Below are 21,347 nucleotides of genomic sequence, written 5' to 3' on the forward strand. Positions count from 1 at the left end.
AACACAGAACTTTTCATTGGCATTGAATGTGAGGCAAGAGTCTTTCCAATGAAAAAGGAATAGTGAATGCCGCTACTACACGGCACTCAAGTCTAAATTTTAGAAACAACCAAGGCGACCTCCCCAGCACTTGCTGCTGTTACAGTAAAGCGATAGGTGCCTGTTGACGAGGGGGTAAATTGCAAGTTCTCTGAGCCCTGTTCACAGACTAAATAAACAGTGGAGCCTAACATTACAGGCTGCCCTTTATATTTGCCGCCACAGCTTTGTGAGGGCGTCCATTTTGCATCTGACAACCTAAAATCATAAGGTTGTCCGTCGGCTATGAGTTCAACGTCTACTGTCCAGCCTGAATTTGATCGTTTGAACTTGTAACTTGGGTCAGCCTCCCACCAGTTAAATACACCTCTAAGAAACATGTTTTCGAATTGAATGCGAGGCACGTCCGGTGCTATTTCTGGAATTTTAAAACTTCCACTGCTTGAGCATGCTGAAAGTGTTATGCATATAGAAGCAATAGTTAGTAACTTTTTCACAGCGTCTCCATTTATAAAAAAGCCCAACGTTAAAGCTGGGCTCTTTGTTTTTCGCGGCATAAAACCGCATTAACTCTTACTAGCCTACGACTTCGCGAGAATAGATATATCTGCGGTAGTAAGGAAAAGTTGCCTTAAAAGCGACAGTAAAGCAAGTCGGTTATTTTTAACCGCTTCGTCATCAGCCATAACCATTACGTTATCGAAGAAGTTATCGATTACATTACGTAAGGTTGCAAGCGCAGTAAGAATACGCGTGTAGTCCTGTGAAGGAACAGCAATATCAACTTCTTTCTGTGCGGCTTTCAGCTCAACGTAAAGCGCTTTTTCAGCTTCTTCAGCTAACAGTGACTCATCAATATTCACTGTGTCTGTCACTTCAACGTTCTGCTTAGCAAGGATGTTTGCAACACGCTTGTTAGCGGCAGCTAGCGCTTCGGCTTCTTCCAATGCTCTGAACTTATCTACCGCATGAACTCGGGCTAAGTAGTCAGCTGGCTTAGTAGGGCGACGAGCAGCAACGGCCTGAATAACGTCAATGGCGATAGCTTGATCTTGTAGGAGCGCAGTAAATCGACCCAATACAAAATCAACAACCTGAGATTGTGTTTCTGCATTCGTTAACTTATCGCCATACACATCGATAGCTTTGCTTACTAACGTTTCAAGATCTAGCGGCAGTGACAGCTCAGTGACAATACGTAATACACCGATAGCTGCACGACGAAGCGCAAATGGGTCTTTATCACCCTTAGGTAACTGGCCAATACCAAAAATACCCACAAGAGTATCTAGTTTGTCAGCAAGCGCAACCGACGCGCTAACGCCTGAACTAGGAAGTGCGTCACCAGCAAAACGCGGCATGTATTGTTCATACAGTGCTTCTGCAACAGGCGCATCTTCACCGTCGTTTAGAGCATAGTATTTACCCATAACACCTTGAACGTCAGGGAACTCCATAACCATGTTCGACATCAAGTCGGTTTTAGCTAGAAGACCTGCTCGTGCAGCTTGTGTTTCATTCGCATCTATTTGCGACGCGATAAACGCCGATAGGGCGGATATACGCTCAGACTTTTCTTTTAGCGTACCAAGCTGTTTTTGGAACAACACGGTTTCTAAGCTTTCAAGGCGGCTTTCTAATGTCGTCTTTTTATCGCTGTTAAAGAAGAACTCAGCGTCTGCAAGACGAGGGCGGATAACCTTTTCATTGCCAGAAATAACTTGAGACGCATCGCGACTTTCGATATTCGTTACGAATAAGAAAGTGTTTGAAAGTGCACCATCGCTATCTAGCAGCGGCACATATTTTTGGTCGTCTTTCATGGTATAGATAAGCGCTTCTTTCGGTACTGCTAAGAAAGCCTCATCAAACCCAGCTTGAAGTACAACCGGCCACTCTACAAGTGACGCGATTTCTTCTAGTAAGTCTTCATTATAGTCTGGCTTAAGCGACAAGCTTTGCGCTGCGTCTTCAAGCTGCTGACGCACTTTATCTTTACGCGCCTCAAAATCTGCCAGCACATATTGTTGCTCTAGGGCAGAGGCGTAATTGTCAGCATGATCCAGTTCAAAGCGACCTTCGCCGTGGAATCGGTGACCCTGAACTACGCGGCCGCTTGTTAGGCCCAATACAGAAACGTTAACCACCTCGCTTCCGTAAAGCACGCAAAGGGTGTGAACCGGGCGTATAAACTGAGTGTTGTAATTACCCCAACGCATTGGCTTTGGAATAGGTAGCTTGCTTACCGCTTGGTTTATCAGCCCTTCTAGAAGCTCTGCAACTGATTGCCCTGGAACGTGGGCTTTATGAAGTAACCACTCTCCTTTGTCAGTTACAAGGCGTTCTGCGTCAGCAACGTCAATGCCGTTACCGCGAGCCCAACCTTGTGCTGCTTTAGTGGGATTACCGTCGGCGTCAAACGCGGCTGATACTGCTGGGCCGCGTTTCTCTACTACTTTGTCAGCCTGACCTTCAGCAAGACCTGAAACATAAACGGCTAAGCGGCGAGGGGCTGCAAACCAGCTGACTGAATCAAAGCTTAAGTCAGCTTGCGTAAGCGCAGCTTCAAACTGCGTGGCGAAGGCTTCACCTAAAGACTTAAGCGCTTTTGGTGGGAGTTCTTCAGTACCTAATTCAACTAAACAATTTTCTGTACGCACGCTTATGCCTCCTTGTTACATAGTGGGAAGCCAAGTGCTTCACGTGCTTGGTAATAGCTTTCTGCACACGCTTTGGCTAGCGTTCGAACGCGAAGAATATAGCGCTGGCGTTCAGTCACTGAGATAGCATGACGAGCATCAAGCAAGTTAAATGCGTGTGACGCTTTCATAACCTGCTCATAGGCAGGAAGTGGGAGGTTGTTTTCGATAAGCTTTTTGCTTTCTGCTTCACATTCGTCGAAGGTTCTAAATAAGGCTTCAACGTTGGCGTGTTCGAAGTTATACGTCGATTGTTCTACTTCATTTTGATGGAACACATCGCCATAGGTCACTTTGCCCATAGGGCCGTCAGTCCAAACCAGGTCGTAGATACTATCTACACCTTGAACGTACATGGCGAGTCGCTCTAAGCCGTAGGTAATTTCGCCGGTAACAGGCTTACACTCTAGACCGCCTACCTGCTGGAAGTAGGTAAACTGAGTTACTTCCATACCGTTTAGCCACACTTCCCAACCTAGACCCCACGCACCAAGCGTGGGTGATTCCCAGTTGTCTTCTACGAAGCGAATGTCATGAACCAGCGGATCGAATCCTAACTCTTTCAAAGAGCCCAAGTACAACTCCTGAATATTGTCAGGTGAAGGCTTAAGCATTACTTGGAACTGATAGTAATGTTGTAAGCGGTTTGGGTTCTCACCGTAACGACCATCGGTTGGTCTACGGCACGGTTGAACATAGGCGCTACTCATTGGCTCTGGACCTAAAGAACGTAGGAACGTCATAGGGTGAAAAGTACCGGCACCCACTTCCATATCCAGAGGCTGAATAATAACGCAGCCCTGACGCGCCCAATAATCTTGAAGCGCAAGGATCAACCCTTGAAAGGTCTTAATATCGTATTTCTGCATACATCCGCTGCTTATTAGTTATCTGACTTAAAATAAAGGTGGGATAGTATACAATTTGTGAGGCATAGTATGTAGGTGTAAAGGGTGAAAAAACGTCACGAATAAAGCCAATATGCCACTTCACAACAAGGATTTAATCTTAAGCCATGCCCAATCAAACAAAAATAGAAAAAAATATGCCTTTGCATCGCTGCGGTTGGGTAAGCAGCGTCCCTATTTATTTAGCGTATCATGATAACGAATGGGGTGTACCCGAGCTAGATAGTCGCGCGTTGTTTGCTAAGTTATGCCTCGATGGACAACAGGCTGGTTTATCTTGGCTGACCATTTTGAAAAAACAGCAGAATTTTGAACAGGCATTCTATCAGTTCGACCCTGAGAAAATTTCGAAGATGGGCCCCGCTGATGTCGACAGACTTATGCAAGATAGCGGCATAATCAGAAACAAGCTCAAAATAGAGTCGGTTATCAAAAATGCCAAGGGTTTTTTAGCTATCGAAGCGTCGCAGCCATTCAGTGATTATATTTGGCAATTTACAGATGGACGTACGGTCATTAATGCATGGGAAGACTTCAGGCAAGCACCCACATCAACCGATGCGTCTAAAGCAATGTCAAAAGCACTTAAAAAGCACGGATTTAATTTCGTAGGTGAAACGATTTGCTACGCTTTTATGCAAGCTGTAGGTATGGTCAATGACCACGAGGTAGGGTGTCATTGCTACGAACGTACCTGCGAGCTCGCGATAAAGTGACATAGGCAAAGGTAGCCGGGTTAAAAAAATGGCCGACTACATACTGTACTCGGCCATTTTCGATATTGATTGCATTAGTTTTTATCTTTTAAATCAGCGTCGCGCTTACTCGTTATTTAGTGGCTATAAGTGTCTCACAATACGACTTCAGCGGTGGTAATTCGTCCAATACCTTAGATTCGTATTCCGATTCAATCTGCTCGCGAGCGATATCTTGCTTTCTTCGCTCATTCTTAGGTAGCTGTTGCCTTGCTTCTAAAATCGCAAATCCGCTTACCTCTGTGAATAATGCATGAATGTTGGGATACTGCGCTTTAAAATCAGGCGGAGTACTTATTGGAAGCGCGTTAAGCAGGTTCACAATGCGAATTACACCTTCTGACAAATCACATTGCTGCTGCTCCATCGCCTTAGCTATTACTATAATACTGTCTGTTATAGTGGCTACGCGCGACTGCCTTGCCGCTTCTTGTCGCTCTTTTTGTTGTTTTAACATAAACAGCAGTTTGCCTGCGTAAAAACCTAGCGCAAGAATAATTAGTAGCGCGATGCCTGAAAGTACTGCCCAAAGCATGACTCTTTCCCGTTTTTTATTAGTGCTTAAAGTCGTCGATATTAATAGCGTCTAAATCATTAAACGGATCCATATCGTCGTCTTCATCATCCTCTTCTACTATTCCTAGTAGGTCACAAAGAATGCGGTGGCGTGCCATCTTCTCGTCGACATAAGCTTGTTGCTCACGGGTGAGCGGTTTATCGTCGTCAAGTTTGTCGAGTAAATCTGACAAGCGTTGATCTGCTTCAAGCGCTGCCAGTTCTTGGGCTGGTGTGGCGTACTTTTTCTTTTGAGCAGGGGTGGGCGTCACTGCTTTTACAAGCTGAATAGGCTTTTTACTGCCGTGGCGCGGATCTTTATTCTCAGCACTCTTTTTGCCCGTCACTTTTTTCTGTTCAACATTGTGGCGATTACCAGCGGGCTTACCTTTATGCTTTTTAGGGCGAGGCGAGTCTGATTTACGGTTTTCGCTTGGTTTAAAGTCAGGATCTTTACGAACGCCGATTAGGCCGACTTTACGTGATTTCTTTGAACGTGCCATAATTTCCAAATAACAAAGAGAGTGAAAAAACAGCGCTATTATAGCGCGAATTAGTGTCTACGTATTGATCTTTGGGTATGCAGTGCAAAATCAATACGGGGAACATAAAGTATTACGGGAATTTGTTTCAGCGCTTTCTCAATAGAACGACATCGCTGGCAGGAAAAGTGACATCATAGCCATCTCGTTGTGCCAAATATTGAAAGGTTGCTTCGCTGAAAAAGCTAACGTGGGTGACGTCGTTTTTATAGTGCCAATTTGCAAACCTGGCTTTATCAAGTACGCGCTTGGTCATGATGGCAAGAACGCCACCAGAAGCTACAAGTTTGTTAAAAAGCGCCCATTCCACATGAGGGGCGTGAAAGTGTTCTATAGCCTCTGTACATGTCACTATGTCATAGCTTTGCTCAAGTACCGATAAGTTGTGTGCATAGAAGGGATCGTACATATTCATCCTAACGCCTTCTTCTTCCAGCATACTTGCTAAAACAGGCGCAGGGCCACAGCCAAAGTCTAGTCCTCGGAGTTCACCAAATTTCATGTCTTTTATAAAAGGTGTAAGTGGCGTTAAAACCTTTCCTAAAAACTTTCGATACCCTTCGTCTTCAAAGCTATTCTCGTGAAGGTCATATTCCTGCTTTTCTACTTCTTTAGATGGTAAGAATTCAGGAGAAACATAAACGAGTTTGCATTGATTACATTGAAGGTAATCGCGCTTTTTATCTGAGTGATAGTGAGATGGCGCGTTAGCGCTTTTGCATAAAGGACAGTACATAGGAAAGTGAACAATAATAAGGGGCTTAAAAAAGAAAAAGGTGATGGTTCTCACCATCACCTTACATTGTATGAGTGTCAGATGACACCTCTCCCGTTATACACTTCTATGTGTATTTTGCTTCCCTAGCCGTGCTCCCCTTATTTTTATTGTTAGCAGAGCTGTATTGTTGTTTTTGGCCCTCGTGGCTCTTTATCCCGTCTTCCATGCTGCATTTTTATTATTATTCTTGTTATTTAGCTTGTAGCTTTTCAAAGGCACCTACAAACTACGCCGTTAGATTACACGAATAATTTCAAAATACAACTTTTTCGGTAACAAATTTTTAACAACAATGTGCAAAAACGGTAATGCTTAGTGTAAGCCCGCGATATAGTTAGATAAAATCTCAATATCTTCGTCGGTTAATTTCATCGCAATATCACGCATCATGCCATTCATGTCATTGTGACGTTGGCCTGAACGGAATGCTTTCAATTGAGCTGCAGTGTAAGTTGCATGTTGACCGCTGATATCCGGGAAACCTGCTAAGCCCATGCCGTTGCCCTTAGGACCGTGACACGCGATACATGCAGTTACGCCTCGAGACTCGTCGCCACCTTGGTACAATGCACGGCCAGCTTCAACGTATTGCTCTGGTGTTTCACCCGCCTTTGGCTCTTGGCTTGAGAAATAAGCGGCTAGGTCTTTCATGTCTTGCTCTGAAAGTGGGGCAGCCATGCCGTTCATCACAGCATTGTTACGACCTTCCTCGCCACCTGTTTGAGAGGCAAGTTTAAATTCGGTTAATTGCTTAACAATGTACTTCTCATGCTGGCCAGCAATCTTTGGGTTCATGTCAATCATGCTGTTGCCATCAGGGCCATGACAGGCTGCACATACTGCAGATTTCGCTTTACCTGCCTCGGCGTCGCCTTCTGCCATAGCAGTTGCGCTTAAACCTAAAGACATACATACCAACAAACACAGTTTTTTCATAATAAATCTCTTAAATGGATCCAACGGCTCGCGTGATATACGTGATATCATGCGTATTTTACACATTTAACGCGTCAGAAAAACCTATTCCATGATAAAACTATGGTTTTTAGTTGGTTTATTCATTAAAAAACTGTAAACCGAAGGTTGAGACGCATGTGGAGGTAAGTCTAGATGTCGTATTACACCAAAGCAAAATTCTTTACGAGCGCACCTGATATTCGTCATTTAAAGAATGATACCGGAATTGAAGTAGCGTTCGCGGGCCGCTCTAATGCGGGTAAATCGAGTGCACTTAACACGTTAACTCGTCAGAAGAACTTGGCAAGAACCAGTAAAACACCGGGTCGCACCCAATTGATCAACGTCTTTGAATTAGAAGAAGACTTACGCTTGGTTGATTTGCCAGGATATGGCTTTGCAAAAGTGCCAGTAGCCATGAAAAAGAAGTGGCAGGCGTCACTTGGTGAATATCTTCAAAAGCGCAAGTCCCTTAAAGGATTAGTCGTTTTAATGGATATTCGTCACCCCTTCAAAGATTTAGACCAAGATCTTATCCATTGGGCAGTAGCGTCAAATATTCCTGTACTGGCATTACTTACTAAGGCCGACAAACTTAAAAGCGGTAAGCGAAAGGCACAGCTGTTAATGGCGCGTGAAGCTGCGATGGCATTTATGGGCGATGTTACCGTGCAAACCTTCTCGTCATTAAACAAGCACGGGTTACCCGAATTAGAGCGTATTTTGGATACGTGGTTTGGCATAGATAAACAAGACGAAATAGAAGAGTCTGATAGCGAAGTACAGTAGCGCAATTTACCCTTACCGTTTGTGCTGATCTGACGTGCCCGATGGATAGGTATGATGGGGTGTTAGAAAAAAGAACGCCCCGCATAGAGCGAGGCGTAAACTGAGAGAAAACACATAAAAACCGTAGATATAGAGTCGTGATAAATAGAGAAGTTCAGAAAAATTAAAATAAAATTCGCTTTGATTTCTAAGTTATTGATATCTTTATATTATTTATTTTCCGCAGATATAAAAAAACCCCGACAAAACTGTCGGGGTTAAAGCAAAGGTTTGAAAACAGCTTTCTCACCTCTGTACCCTACATGTGTAATATTACAACAAAGCACAGAAAAGGCAAGGGTGTTATGTAATTAAATTACCAAATTTAATGAATATAACGCGCCTTTTAATGTGAAAACTGTAATCTAATTACCAAACTAGTGCGCTTCATCCCAGTTTTCGCCCACACCTGCCTCAACAACCAGCGGAACATTTAGCGTAGCTGCGCTTTCCATAAGAGCAGTAATAGTAGAGACATAGGTTTCCACTTTGTCTTCTTTTATCTCAAAAACCAATTCATCGTGCACCTGCATCATCATTGTCACATCATCAGATGCATTTTTCCTAATCCAGTCATCAACTTTGATCATTGCCATCTTAATAATGTCTGCCGCTGTGCCTTGCATAGGCGCGTTTATCGCTGCGCGCTCTGCGCCTTTTCTACGTGCACCATTACTGGCTTTAATATCAGGCAAATAAAGTCTGCGACCAAATACGGTTTCTACATAACCTTTTTCTTTCGCGCTCTCACGTGTTGAATCCATGTACTCAAGCACGCCTGGGTAGCGCTCGAAGTAAAGATCCATATATTTTTGTGCTTCATTACGTGGAATATTAAGTTGCTTCGACAATCCAAAGGCACTCATACCGTAAATTAAGCCAAAGTTAATCGCTTTTGCACTGCGACGCTGTTCAGTGGTTACTTCATCAAGTGGCACACCAAAAACTTCCGCTGCGGTTGCTTTATGAATATCTTTACCATGCGCAAAGGCATCTAACAGACCTTTATCGCCAGAAAGGTGCGCCATAATGCGCAGCTCAATTTGTGAGTAGTCGGCTGCGACGAACTTATTTCCTTCTCTTGGTACAAATGCCTGACGTACGCGGCGACCTTCCTCATTTCGGATAGGGATGTTCTGTAAGTTAGGATCGGTGGAAGAGAGTCGTCCCGTGGCGGTTACTGCTTGGTGATAAGAAGTATGCACTCGACCCGTACGATGATTGATCATCTTAGGAAGTTTATCCGTGTAGGTATTCTTTAGCTTGGTTAGGCCACGGTATTCCATGATCTTCTTCGGCAACGGGTACTCAAGCGCAAGTTCTTGCAATACGTCCTCAGAAGTAGACGGCGCTCCTTTAGGCGTTTTCTTTATGATCGGTAACGACATTTTTTCGAACAAGACATGTTGAAGCTGCTTAGTGGAACCTAAGTTGAATGGCTCGCCAGCTTCCTCATGTACTTCACTTTCAAGTTCGGCAATCCGTGTGGCAAGATCTTGGCTTTGCTGACGCAGTCTTTGGCTGTCTATCAATACACCTTCCTGTTCCATACGAGAAAGTACGCAGGCTAGGGGAACCTCAACATCTATCAATAGATTTTTAAGCTCAGGAATTTCTTTCAACTTAGTCCAAATAGCGTTGTGTAAGCGAAGCGTAATGTCAGCATCTTCTGCGGCATAAGGCCCAGCTTCTTCAAGGCTAATTTGATTAAACGTTAGCTGTTTTGCGCCTTTACCCGCAATCTCTTCAAAGTGAATAGTTTTATGACCAAGGTAGGCTAGGGCAAGTGAGTCCATATCATGGCGCTGCGCAGTACTGTTTAGTACATAGCTCTCAAGCATGGTGTCAAAGCCAATGCCGTTTAAGGTAATGTCATAGTTCGCTAACACATTTTTGTCGTATTTTATGTGTTGGCCTACTTTGATCACGGTGTCCGATTCTAAAATAGGCTTTAGTGCGTCTAATACAAATTCCCGTGATAGCTGGGCGGGTGCATCTGGATAATCGTGAGCAACAGGCACATAAGCAGCTTCACCTTCCTCTATACAAAATGAAACACCAACTAACTCCGCATCCATGTAGTTAAGGCTGGTTGTCTCGGTATCAAAAGCGATGAGTTCGGCTTTTTCTAGCTTCGCTACCCAAGCGTTAAAACGCGCCTCATCAAGCACGGTCTCATACTTCGACTTATCTATCTCTACCGATTCACTTTGTTCGCTCTCTTCTGCGCTATCGCTCTTTTCCTCGTTGGCGTTTGCGTCGGCACTAGAGGTATCTCCGCCGGCTACAAGCGCGCTTACTTCCGCGTGCCAGCGTTTGAACTCGTATTCGGCAAACAGATCGCGAAGTTGTTCGTTATCGGCCTGACACGGCATTAACGTCTCAACGTCGTAGTCAAGGTCAAGATCGATACTGATAGTAGCTAGGGTATAAGAAAGCCGAGCTTGCTCTTCGTATTCCTGCATTTTAGCCGCCATCGACTTACTGCCTCTAAACGACAGATCTGCAATTTTATCCAGGTTCTTATATATGTCGTCGATACCGCCAATACCGTTTAACAAGGCTTGAGCACTTTTATCACCTACACCAGGTACACCTGGGATGTTATCGACTTTATCGCCCTTAAGCGCAAGGAAGTCGATCACAAGCTCCGGTGGAATACCAAACTTCGTATTTACACCTTCGACATCCATCAGTTGGTTTGTCATGGTGTTGATTAAGGTGACATGTTCATTTACTAGCTGCGCCATGTCTTTATCGCCGGTGCTGATAAGGGTATCAATACCTTTTTCTGTGGCGTGTTTGGCTAACGTGCCAATCACGTCATCAGCTTCTACACCCGATTCAACAATAACAGGTAAACCCATTGCCTTAATGATGGCGTGCAACGGTTCGATTTGGCTTCTTAGCTCATCCGGCATCGGAGGACGGTTCGCTTTGTACTCTTTATAGATGTCATCGCGAAAGGTCTTGCCTTTAGCATCAAAAATCACCGCCATATGCGTCGGGTTGTATTGTTTGATCAAGCTTTTAAGCATGTTCACAACACCATAAATAGCACCGGTGTCTTGGCCTTTTGAGTTGGTTAATGGTGGTAAACCGTGAAAGGCACGAAAAAGATATGACGATCCATCGACAAGAATAAATGGAGGCTTTTTAGAATCAGGCATAGATGGCGATTTTCCAATAGAGAATATGAGCGCAAGGATGCCACAGGCTAGGGCAAATCGCCATATCATGAAGGAACATTAAGGTCGATAGCGGATCGCATTTCGCCTGTGGATAACTTTGTGATCTAAAATTTTGGGCACAATGATCCGGATGATCTTTGTCAAGTTAAAGATCACCTTTCAAATCAAGAAAAATAAGGGAATGAGACTTAGGTGTGAAAACAGCGTACCTGCTACTTACCATTCCATTTTATGTGGATAACTTGGTGTACGTTTATTTTTGGTTTAACCAAGTTGGTCAAGTAATGTAGCATAACCATTAACAATGTATACACGTATTATTAAGAACTTTTTTTGAACAGTTGTGTGTTTAATAGCCAAATTTTGAATAAGTAGATGGCATAGCGTCTAGGAGGACAATATGAAACAAGTAGCCGTTATTTTAAGTGGTAGTGGTGTGTTTGACGGGGCTGAGTTACACGAAGCGGTATTGACACTTTTAGCCATTGAGCAAGAAGGCGCGTCTTACCAGTGTTTTGCTCCAGATGTAAACCAACTGCATGTAGTCAATCACTTAACCGGTGAGGTATCAGAAGGTGAAGCACGAAATGTGTTAGTAGAATCGGCCCGTATTGCCCGAGGTGATATAAAACCTGTGACTGAGTGCGACGTAACTGCTTTTGACACACTTATTCTACCTGGTGGCTTTGGCGCTGCGAAGAACCTGTGCACGTTTGCTGTAGACGGTGAAAATTGTACCTTTAACGAAGAGGTGCTGACAGTGTGCAAAGCCTTCGCACAAGCTAAAAAGCCCGCAGCGTACGCGTGTATTGCACCTGCGCTAGCAGCAAAAGTGTATGGCAACAAAACTAAACTGACCATTGGCAGTGACGAAGCCACGGCTGGTGGGTTGAATGCCTTAGGAGCAACGCATGTAGAGTGCCCAGTTGATGAGGTGGTTGTTGATAATGACGCAAAGCTTGTTACTACACCTGCGTATATGCTGGCGCAAAGCATTAGTGAAGCCAATGCGAGTATTACTAAGATGGTCAAAACCGTGCTTGCTATGAAATAGAAAACTAAAAAAATAGAAGTGGTTGGTTTTTTCCTAGTGAAAAGATCAGGTGCCTTTATGTGTAATTAGCCTAATGTAGTGGGGAGACAAAGGTTTCCCCCTGTTCATTATAGTCCTATAATCAAAACCCTATGCGTAACGTATAGGATTTCATCTACCTTGTTTCACGTAGATAGATTCGCTTTTTGAAACCATATCAAAAAGCACATTGTAACTAGGGCTCAGTAGTCCTTATGCGCACTATAAAAATAAAGGCATAACAAACAATGCACTACCGTGCCATCATACGAATACTTGGGTTATTAATTGCGCTTTTTAGCGTAACCATGATCCCTCCCGCTATCGTGTCGTTGATTTATCAAGATGGCAGTGGCCTGCCTTTTATCCTCGCATTTATATTTTGTGTCATCGGCGGTATGGCATTGTGGTACCCCAACCGTCAGCAGAAAAATGACTTAAGAGCACGAGAAGGGTTTCTGATTGTTGCGCTGTTTTGGTCAGTACTAGCAAGCGTGGGGGCAATTCCACTTATCTTGCTAGAGCAACCAAGCATGACGGTAACCGATGCTTTCTTTGAGTCATTTTCTGGCCTGACTACAACTGGAGCTACGGTTATCGAGGGGATAGATTTTCTTCCTCATTCAGTACAGTTTTACCGTCAACAACTTCAGTGGTTAGGCGGCATGGGTATCATCGTACTCGCAGTTGCCATTTTACCTATCCTTGGAGTCGGTGGCATGCAGCTTTATCGGGCAGAAACTCCTGGCCCAGTTAAAGATAATAAAATGACTCCGCGTATTGCCGATACGGCAAAGCATTTGTGGTACATCTACCTATCTATAACCATTGCATGTGCCGGTGCATACTGGCTTGCGGGAATGAATGTTTTTGATGCGATTTGCCATTCTTTCTCAACGGTTGCTATTGGTGGTTTTTCGAACCACGACGCCAGCTTAGGCTATTTTAATAGTCCTATGGTAAACGTGGTGTGTTCCGTGTTTTTGCTTATTGCTGCGTTAAACTTCTCATTACACTATGCGGCGGTGAGCTCTCGTTCGGTTAAAGGCTATTTTAACGATCCAGAGTTTAAGGCGTTCTTTATCATTCAAGCCTCACTTATCGGGATTTGTTTCTTAGTACTTACACTATCAGGCTACTATAGCTCGGCAGAGCAGGCTTTAGATCAAGCTATGATCCAAGCGGTATCTATTAGTACCACAGCAGGGTTTGCAACCACTGATTTTTCAGTCTGGCCGGCATTCCTCCCTATTATGCTTATTTTTTCAAGCTTTATCGGCGGGTGCGCAAGTTCCACAGGTGGGGGCTTAAAAGTAGTACGCGTGTGCTTACTGTTTCTACAAGGCAAACGTGAGGTTGATAGGCTAATTCATCCGAAAGCGGTATACAGCGTTAAATTTGGCGACCGTGCCATGCCTGACAGAGTCGTAGAGGCTGTATGGGGGTTCTTTTCGGCTTACGCAGTAGTATTTGTGGTAATTATGATAGGCCTCATTGCTACAGGGTTAGATAACCTAAGCGCCTTCACCGCCACTGCAGCTATGCTAAACAATTTGGGCCCAGGATTAGGTAGTGTAGCGGCCAACTATGCCGATGTTACAGATGCTGGAAAGTGGATACTTGTGATTGCTATGGTATTTGGGCGACTAGAGGTCTTCTCATTGCTGGTCTTGTTCTCACCAACGTTCTGGCGCAGTTAACAGAAAAGGCAAAGTGGAAGAGTAAACCGTTAGCTTTATTACAAGCTTAGAAAAAACAAGGGCGATAAACATCGCCCTTTTTATATCTGGTGCTTATTACTGCACGTACTCATGTAGCTTTGCAAAAGCGCTAGCCAAAGAAAAATGCGCTGGGTTGGAACAGCTTTTCCACGTCGTTAATGTACTTCTTATCAACCAAGAACAAAATTACATGGTCGTTTGCTTCAATCTTGGTATCGCTGTGAGCAATAATCACCTGATCGTCTCGAACAATAGCCCCAATCGTAGTACCTGGCGGTAGTTTAATATCGCCTATTTGTTTGCCAACCACCTTCGAGGTATTTTCATCACCGTGTGCTATCGCTTCAATAGCCTCGGCAGCACCTCGTCGTAATGAGTACACGTTTACAATGTCACCGCGACGCACGTGAGTCAGTAGCGCCGAGATAGTGGCTTGTTGAGGTGAAAACGCGATATCTATCTCACCGCCTTGCACCAAGTCCACATAAGCACTTCGCTGGATAAGCACCATGGCTTTTTGTGCACCCATACGCTTTGCCAGCATGGCTGACATGATATTCGCTTCATCGTCGTTGGTAACGGCTATGAAAGCGTCAACTTGCTCGATGTTTTCTTCACTTAGCAATTCAGGGTCAGACGCGTCACCGCTAAATACAATGGTTTTATCTAAGTTCGCAGATAAATATTTGGCCCTTTCTGGGCTGTATTCAATAAGCTTAACGTTATGATTGTGCTCTAACTTTTTCGCTAGGCCTGCACCAATCAAGCCACCACCGGCTATCATAATTCGTTTGTAGCTTGATTCGAGCTTTTGAAGCTCACTCATTACTGCGCGAATGTGCTTGGTAGCGGCAATAAAGAACACTTCATCATCGGCCTCAATAACCGTGGTACCTAACGGGCGAATAGGGCGGCCGCGTCGGTAAATGGCAGCAACCCGAGTTTCAACGTTAGGCATGTGGTCTTTAAGCGCAGATAACGCGTGGCCTACCAGTAAGCCACCGTAATAGGCTTTAACCGCAACAAGGCTGGCTTTGCCTTCAGCAAACTCAACCACCTGAAGTGCACCCGGGTAGTCGATAAGACGTTTGATGGCCTTAGTTACCAACTGCTCAGGAGCGATAATGTGGTCAACGGGAATGTCTTGCTGCTTATATAGCTGCTCTTGGTAAATGATGTACTGTTCAGAGCGTACGCGAGCGATTTTAGTGGGGGTTTTAAATAGGCTGTAGGCCACCTGACAGGCCAACATATTGCTTTCATCACTATTGGTTACGGCAATCAGCATATCTGCATCTTCCGCACCGGCCTTACGCAACACGTCAGGGTGTGATCCCACGCCTGTTACTACTTGTAAATCAAGACGATCTTGAAGTGCGCGTAATATAGTGGGGTCAGAGTCAATAACCGTTATTTCGTTATTCTCACCCACTAAGTTTTCAGCAAGTGTTCCGCCTACTTGGCCGGCCCCTAAAATGATGATCTTCATCGTTATTATTTTGCCTTCATATTCGTGCAAGTCTTAACTGAGTGACGTTGCACAACTATTGAACTCAGTCTACTGACTTTACCAGCCTCGCATAATAGAAACCATCCATTTGTTGCTCTCCTGGCGTTATCTGGCGCCCGGGTTTATCAACGGTTTCTGTTTTCACTATGGGCGATAACGAGGCATCTGGAGTGTCGGCGAGAAACTGCTGTATTTGCGCGATGTTCTCTTTTGGCAAAATAGAACATGTCGCATAAAGCAGCGTGCCGCCTGGCTTTAATAGACCCCACAATGTTTCTAATATGCGCCGTTGAAGCTGTGCTAAATTGTCGATGTCATTGGCTTTTCGAAGCCAGCGAATATCTGGGTGACGTCGAATCACGCCGGTAGCAGAGCAGGGGGCATCCAGTAATATTCTGTCGAAGGGCTTTCCGTCCCACCAGGTATCAGGATTAGCTGCATCACCTTGCTTGATATCGACAGTGTGCTTAAGGCGAGTCATGTTTTCTTCTACCCGTTTTAGGCGTGTAGCATCAGCATCAAGCGCTAATACGTACTGTGTATCAGGTGCAGACTCAACAATGTGCCCTGTTTTTCCGCCTGGTGCGGCGCAACAGTCTAGAATGCGTTCGTTCGCTTGAGGCTCTAGGTAATGCGCAGCTAATTGCGCTGCCCCATCTTGTACCGCAAAGTGACCTTTTTCAAAACCAGGCAGGGCAGTAATGTCTTCTCGCTTAGTCAGAATTACGGCATCAGCATGGTCTGCGCTAAGGGTATATTCAACCCCTGCTTTATCTAACGCCTGAGTAAATGCTGCCAACGATGTTTGCAACTTATTTACACGAAGCCAAATGGGGGCCATGGCATTCGTTTCGTTACGAACCTGCTCGGCGTCGTCACCATAGGCGTTCTCTATTGCCTTAAACAACCACTTTGGCAAGCCGCTGTTTATGATTGCGTCGTCTACAGGTTTGTCTGCAAGGTTCTCTCGCTGAAAATTACGCAGTACCGCATTAACTAACCCTTTTAACCCTGCGGCATTTAAATAAGATGCTGCGGCGACGGTTTCGCCAACGGCTGCGTGGTTGCTAACGCGGGAAAAATTAAGCTGGTACAAACCAAGAAGAATAAGATGTTCTATGACTTTCTTGTTGCCTTTTAGAGGCCTATCTAACAAAGAGCGCAGCCAGTGCTGTAAAAGGGGAAGGCGACGCATTACCCCTAGTGACATCTCTTGAATCCATGCGTTATCTTTGGCGTTGTGTCTGCGCTGAACGCGTTCTAAGCACTCACGCGATGACTTGCCTTGCTCTAAAATTTGATAGATGACCCACGCACAATCTGCACGCAGGTTTTTTTGTTTGGGAAGGGGTAATGGTTTCACGTTTAGTCCGCTTGTGTCAGACAACGGCCCACTTCAAACCACGTTTGGCGAGCATTGATAACGTCTGACGCTGGAAGCGCCTTTTTGCCAGGAATTTGAAGGGATGTAATGCAAAGCGCATCGCGTCCCGTAGCGATAGTAATGCCCTCTTTATTGGCACTGATTACCGTACCTGGCGTGGCACCTTTATTTAAAGGAACAACGCTGGCAGACCATACTTTAACGTTCTGATCTTCGACCTGCATCCACGCTACAGGCCAAGGGTTGAAGGCGCGGATATTTCGCTCTATTTGCTCAGCATCGTCTGCCCAATTAATCAGGGCTTCTTCTTTTGATAGCTTTTTCGCGTAGGTCGCTTGAGAGTCGTCTTGTTTGGTGGGCGTGTAACGATCAAATTCATTAACGACATCAACCAACGCTTGTGGTCCTAACTCTGCTAGCTTTTCATATAAGGTGGCGCTGGTATCTTCAGAGGTAATAGGTAATGTTGCTATGTGAAGCATGTCACCCGTATCTAAACCTTCGTCCATTTGCATTATGGTTACGCCGGTCTCAGCGTCACCCGCCCAGATTGAACGCTGTATTGGTGCCGCGCCTCGCCACTTGGGCAGAATAGAGCCGTGCACGTTAATGCACCCTAGCTTAGGTGCATTTAACACCGAGGTAGGCAGTATCAGTCCATAAGCAACAACTACCATTAAATCGGCATTGAGCGAGGCTAATTCTTCCTGAGCGTCTTGAGCTTTAAGCGACTGAGGCTGGTAAACTGGAATGGCGTTTTCTTCTGCTAATACTTTAACCGGACTGGCGGTAAGCTTTTTACCTCGCCCTGCGGGTCTATCAGGCTGAGTGTAAACAGCAATGACTTCGTGCTCGCTCTCGAGTAACGCTGATAGATGTTTAGCTGCAAAATCCGGAGTACCGGCAAAAATCACTTTCAATGGAGTTGTCACGTTATTCCTTAGGCTTTTGCAGCAAGACGCGCTTCTTTCTCAAGCTTTTTACGAATACGTTGGCGCTTAAGCGGTGAAAGGTAATCAATAAACAATTTGCCTTTTAGATGATCCAGCTCGTGCTGAATACAAATCGCTAACAAACCTTCTGCATCCAACTCAAAGCTTTCGCCATTCTGATCTAGCGCTTTTACGGTAATTGCTTCGGCGCGCTCAACTTTCGCGTAATTACCCGGCACTGATAAACAGCCTTCTTCGCTAATCGTGGAGCCATCTTTACGAATGATTTCAGGGTTAATAAATACGCGTGGCTCGTTTTGATCTTCCGATACGTCCATTACAACAACTTGAACGTGGCGGTTAACTTGCGTTGCAGCAAGGCCAATACCGTTCTCGTCTTTCATGGTTTCGAACATGTCCGATACCAATTGTTTAATTTCGTCGTTAACCTCTTCAACCGGCTTAGCTACCGTGCGAAGACGTTCATCAGGAAAACTTAATACGTCTAAAATTGCCATTTCTCGCTTACTTCACCTTTTCGCTGTATAAATTCATATACGATCTAATTGCCAGCACACTTTACAGTGCTTATTAAGTTACTATTCTAACGTATATCGGGCTGTTTCGTGCAGTTTTTTACCGAAACCCTATTAGAATACCTAGTTATGCCGATATAGTGCTATTGTCTGAAAAATCAACAATAAGTGACAGTGAATAATTTGCAGGTGGTTAATTTGAAAAAGCGATTGATTTACGCGCGTCGTGCAGCATTGTTTATCTTAGGTGCACTGCTTTCTTTGCCTACCTTTGCGCTGCAGCTAAAAGAGAGCGCGCCAGAAACCTACACAGTAAAGCGTGGAGACACGCTATGGGCAATCGCTAACGTCTTTCTCAACGAGCCTTGGCTCTGGCCTGAATTATGGCGAACCAACACCCAAATCGACAATCCACACCTTATTTACCCGGGCGATGTTATCGTCGTTGGGTATGTTGATGGGCAGCCTGTATTAAGTGTAAAGCGCGACAAACCTTCCTATAAGCTTTCTCCGGCTACCGATAAGCGAGTAAAACCGAAGCCTGTTGATGTGTTGTCGTGGACATCTATTTCTCCATTCATTAGACAACATATGCTGCTAGACGAGGAAAGCTATGCTTCGCTACCTAAATTGCTGGGTAATCAGGATGGAAACGTAAGGTTTGCGTCTGATGATTTTGTGTTAAGCCAGCAACAATTCAGTACCGACGATCAGTACCGAGTAGTAAGAAAGCACGCTACGATTAGAAATCTTGATGGGGAAATCCTTGGTATTCAAGTTACCCATGTTTCAACAGCTTCACTAGTGGAAAAAGATGAAGGTAGCAACACGATGTTGCTTTTCATCGACGATGCGAACCAAGAAGCTAAGCGCGGTGATAAGTTAATGGCGGGTGGATTTGAACATCCTGAAGGCTTTGAACTTGTTCCGGCTACTTCGCAGCGAGGCGCAATAGTTGGAGATTTGCATGATCACGATTTACTTGGCAAATACGACGTTGTCATTCTTGATTTAGGCAGTATGGAAGTAGCGCCAGGTACGGTCCTGGGGCTCTACTCACAAGGTCCAGCCATTATTGACGAAGAAAGTCCACGCTATGTAGATGAACCCGGCGCTAACACTGGTGGTGAGTGGTTTATCGATACAGTATCGCAACCCGCGCTTAAAGTAGGTGAAGTTGTTGTGTTTAAAACATTTGATGCGGCAAGTTACGGATTAATTACGCGAGCGAATAAGGGGATAAAGCGCGGCTTCATTGTCGCCAAGCCTTAAACGTTGCATGGTTCATTGTCGCTCGCATTAGGAGCGATAATGGCACCACAATCTTCTCAGTTAGACAGCGAAGCATTAGCATGGATAGCGCTGGCTTCCGCTCAGCGTGTTTCACCTAAACTATGGCTACAGGCTCTCGAAAAATATCAACTTTCTACTGTCGATTTAGGCAGCAACACGTCTTCGCTGCCTAACGAGGTTAAACAACTCACCAACAACATTTCACCGCCTCTTATTGATGCAGCAATAAACTGGCTGCAAGCGAGCGACAATAGACACATCGTGCCGTTGTCATCGCCTCACTATCCAGAATTACTTAAGCAATTGGATAGTCCGCCCCTCGCGCTATTTGCCACGGGAAACAAAGCGCTATTTCAAAAACCACAGATTGCTATAGTGGGAAGCAGAAGGGCCAGCCTTCAGGGTAAGCGTACCGCAACCGACATTGCTTATGGGTTATCTAGTAGCGGAGTTGTAGTGACGAGCGGCCTTGCCATGGGCATTGATAGCGCCGCACACCAAGGCGCCCTGTCTGGTAGCACCGGAACCATTGCTGTAATGGGTACGGGACCTGAAAAGGTATATCCGGCTAAAAATAGTAAGCTCTATGAAGCTATCAACAATGACGGAGGTGTCACCGTTACAGAGTTTTTTCCGGGGCAGGGACCTAAGCCTTGGCATTTTCCAAGGCGAAATCGAATTATCGCAGCGTTATCCCTTGGAACCTTAGTGGTAGAGGCAAAAATTAAGAGTGGCACCTTGATAACTGCGAATTTGGCCGCAGATATGGGGCGAGAAGTATTCGCTGTGCCAGGCAATATCGCTAACGTTTACGCTGAAGGTTGCCACTGGTTAATCCAACAGGGCGCCAAATTAGTAACAAATATAAGCGATATTCTAGATGAAGTTGGCGTTCAGCCGGAACAACTAGGCTTGAATGTTGACGAGCAAAACGAAAAAAGTACAGCGAATAGCTTGGCAACCGATAAATTATTAGCTAGTGTGGATTATGACATCACCGCTATTGATGTCATAGCCCAGCGCAATGCCTTATCTGTATCGCAAGCAATGGCATCATTATTAGAATATGAGTTGCGTGGTTTAGTGGCCGCTGTCCCTGGTGGTTACGTTAAATTGAGGGGAAAATAATATGTTCGATATCCTCATGTATCTGTTTGAAAACTTCATTCACAGTGAAACGGAAATTCGTGTTGACCAAGACGAGTTAACGGAAGAGCTTGTGCGCGCAGGATTTCATCACGATGAGATTTATAAAGCCCTCGCATGGTTAGAAAAGTTAGCGGCACTGCAAGAGACGGACATCAAACCGTACTTTTGCAAAGGTATTAGCACTAGCTTAAGCCGTATTTACACGCATGAAGAACAAATGCGTTTAGATGTGGAATGTCGCGGTTTTCTTATGTTCTTAGAACAGGTTAATGTGTTGGATGCCTCCACACGCGAAATGGTTATAGATCGCGTTATGGAAATTGATTCCAATGAATTTTGCTTGGAAGACCTGAAGTGGGTTGTGCTAATGGTACTATTCAACGTACCTGGCAAAGAGAAAGCCTACGCACAAATGGAAGATCTTTTGTTCGAAGAGCCAGATGGTGTTCTGCATTAATGCAGTTGTAGTCACTGGTATTTGAATCTTTACTTAAAAAT

General features: G+C 44.9%; 19 protein-coding genes. 7 read left to right on the forward strand and 12 right to left on the reverse strand.

From position 1 onward, the window contains the following. Positions 1–92 precede the first annotated feature (92 nt). Genes F0261_RS06420 through glyQ form a run of 3 tightly spaced genes read right to left on the reverse strand, consistent with a single transcriptional unit; the run spans position 93 to position 3,607 of the window. Complete coding sequence (locus F0261_RS06420; RefSeq protein ID WP_171337506.1) at positions 93–596, reverse strand: hypothetical protein; 504 nt, start codon at positions 594–596, stop codon at positions 93–95. Positions 597–620: 24 nt separating this feature from the next. Next, positions 621–2,699 carry a glycine--tRNA ligase subunit beta gene (glyS, locus tag F0261_RS06425; RefSeq protein WP_069943461.1) on the reverse strand — a complete coding sequence of 693 codons (2,079 nt, stop codon included), beginning with the start codon at positions 2,697–2,699 and terminating at the stop codon, positions 621–623. 2 nt (positions 2,700–2,701) lie between these two features. Next, entirely contained in the window at positions 2,702–3,607 is a 906-nt protein-coding gene (gene glyQ / locus F0261_RS06430; protein ID WP_014947716.1) for a glycine--tRNA ligase subunit alpha, read from the reverse strand. A 146-nt stretch (positions 3,608–3,753) separates the two neighbouring features. On the opposite strand from glyQ, the gene F0261_RS06435 reads away from it, so the two are divergent. After that, complete coding sequence (locus tag F0261_RS06435) at positions 3,754–4,362, forward strand: DNA-3-methyladenine glycosylase I (RefSeq protein WP_171337507.1); 609 nt, start codon at positions 3,754–3,756, stop codon at positions 4,360–4,362. A 112-nt stretch (positions 4,363–4,474) separates the two neighbouring features. Here F0261_RS06435 and F0261_RS06440 read toward each other — a convergent pair whose 3' ends face one another. From F0261_RS06440 to F0261_RS06455, 4 genes are all read right to left on the reverse strand, one after another. Then, on the reverse strand, positions 4,475–4,936 hold the full coding sequence (locus tag F0261_RS06440) for a DUF2489 domain-containing protein (protein ID WP_014947718.1): 462 nt from the start codon (positions 4,934–4,936) through the stop codon (positions 4,475–4,477). Between the two features lie 19 nt (positions 4,937–4,955). Then, positions 4,956–5,459, reverse strand: a complete 504-nt coding sequence (gene yihI / locus F0261_RS06445) for a Der GTPase-activating protein YihI (protein ID WP_014947719.1) — start codon at positions 5,457–5,459, stop codon at positions 4,956–4,958. 127 nt (positions 5,460–5,586) lie between these two features. Beyond that, positions 5,587–6,288 (reverse strand): class I SAM-dependent methyltransferase, encoded by a 702-nt coding sequence (locus F0261_RS06450; protein WP_080986387.1) that lies wholly within the window; start codon positions 6,286–6,288, stop codon positions 5,587–5,589. Between the two features lie 300 nt (positions 6,289–6,588). Beyond that, complete coding sequence (locus tag F0261_RS06455) at positions 6,589–7,212, reverse strand: cytochrome c (RefSeq protein ID WP_014947721.1); 624 nt, start codon at positions 7,210–7,212, stop codon at positions 6,589–6,591. Between the two features lie 174 nt (positions 7,213–7,386). Between F0261_RS06455 and yihA the strand changes: the two genes are divergently transcribed. Continuing rightward, a complete protein-coding gene (yihA, locus tag F0261_RS06460; protein ID WP_171337508.1) occupies positions 7,387–8,022 on the forward strand; it encodes a ribosome biogenesis GTP-binding protein YihA/YsxC in 636 nt (211 codons plus the stop codon). 416 nt (positions 8,023–8,438) lie between these two features. Here yihA and polA read toward each other — a convergent pair whose 3' ends face one another. After that, positions 8,439–11,231, reverse strand: coding sequence for a DNA polymerase I (polA, locus tag F0261_RS06465; protein ID WP_014977858.1), 2,793 nt, complete (start codon positions 11,229–11,231; stop codon positions 8,439–8,441). Positions 11,232–11,652: 421 nt separating this feature from the next. On the opposite strand from polA, the gene elbB reads away from it, so the two are divergent. Both elbB and F0261_RS06475 read left to right on the forward strand, forming a co-directional pair. After that, positions 11,653–12,306: an isoprenoid biosynthesis glyoxalase ElbB gene (gene elbB, locus F0261_RS06470; RefSeq protein WP_014977859.1), complete on the forward strand. Its 654-nt coding sequence runs from the start codon at positions 11,653–11,655 to the stop codon at positions 12,304–12,306. Positions 12,307–12,572: 266 nt separating this feature from the next. Beyond that, positions 12,573–14,024, forward strand: coding sequence for a TrkH family potassium uptake protein (locus tag F0261_RS06475; protein WP_014977860.1), 1,452 nt, complete (start codon positions 12,573–12,575; stop codon positions 14,022–14,024). Between the two features lie 130 nt (positions 14,025–14,154). Here F0261_RS06475 and trkA read toward each other — a convergent pair whose 3' ends face one another. From trkA to def, 4 genes are all read right to left on the reverse strand, one after another. Further along, positions 14,155–15,534, reverse strand: a complete 1,380-nt coding sequence (gene trkA / locus F0261_RS06480) for a Trk system potassium transporter TrkA (RefSeq protein WP_014947726.1) — start codon at positions 15,532–15,534, stop codon at positions 14,155–14,157. Positions 15,535–15,598: 64 nt separating this feature from the next. Next, positions 15,599–16,918: a 16S rRNA (cytosine(967)-C(5))-methyltransferase RsmB gene (gene rsmB, locus F0261_RS06485; protein ID WP_014977861.1), complete on the reverse strand. Its 1,320-nt coding sequence runs from the start codon at positions 16,916–16,918 to the stop codon at positions 15,599–15,601. Between the two features lie 2 nt (positions 16,919–16,920). Further along, a complete protein-coding gene (gene fmt, locus F0261_RS06490; protein WP_171337509.1) occupies positions 16,921–17,871 on the reverse strand; it encodes a methionyl-tRNA formyltransferase in 951 nt (316 codons plus the stop codon). 8 nt (positions 17,872–17,879) lie between these two features. Next, entirely contained in the window at positions 17,880–18,389 is a 510-nt protein-coding gene (gene def, locus F0261_RS06495; protein ID WP_014977863.1) for a peptide deformylase, read from the reverse strand. A gap of 207 nt (positions 18,390–18,596) precedes the next feature. Between def and F0261_RS06500 the strand changes: the two genes are divergently transcribed. Genes F0261_RS06500 through F0261_RS06510 form a run of 3 tightly spaced genes read left to right on the forward strand, consistent with a single transcriptional unit; the run spans position 18,597 to position 21,306 of the window. Next, on the forward strand, positions 18,597–19,679 hold the full coding sequence (locus F0261_RS06500; protein WP_232306499.1) for a LysM peptidoglycan-binding domain-containing protein: 1,083 nt from the start codon (positions 18,597–18,599) through the stop codon (positions 19,677–19,679). 39 nt (positions 19,680–19,718) lie between these two features. Then, positions 19,719–20,828, forward strand: coding sequence for a DNA-processing protein DprA (dprA, locus tag F0261_RS06505; RefSeq protein ID WP_171337510.1), 1,110 nt, complete (start codon positions 19,719–19,721; stop codon positions 20,826–20,828). A 1-nt stretch (position 20,829) separates the two neighbouring features. Further along, on the forward strand, positions 20,830–21,306 hold the full coding sequence (locus tag F0261_RS06510) for a DUF494 family protein (RefSeq protein ID WP_014947732.1): 477 nt from the start codon (positions 20,830–20,832) through the stop codon (positions 21,304–21,306). Positions 21,307–21,347 lie beyond the last annotated feature (41 nt).

Origin of the sequence: Alteromonas sp. 07-89-2 (assembly GCF_013113925.1) — a bacterium.
Classification (GTDB): Bacteria; Pseudomonadota; Gammaproteobacteria; order Enterobacterales; family Alteromonadaceae; genus Alteromonas; species Alteromonas macleodii.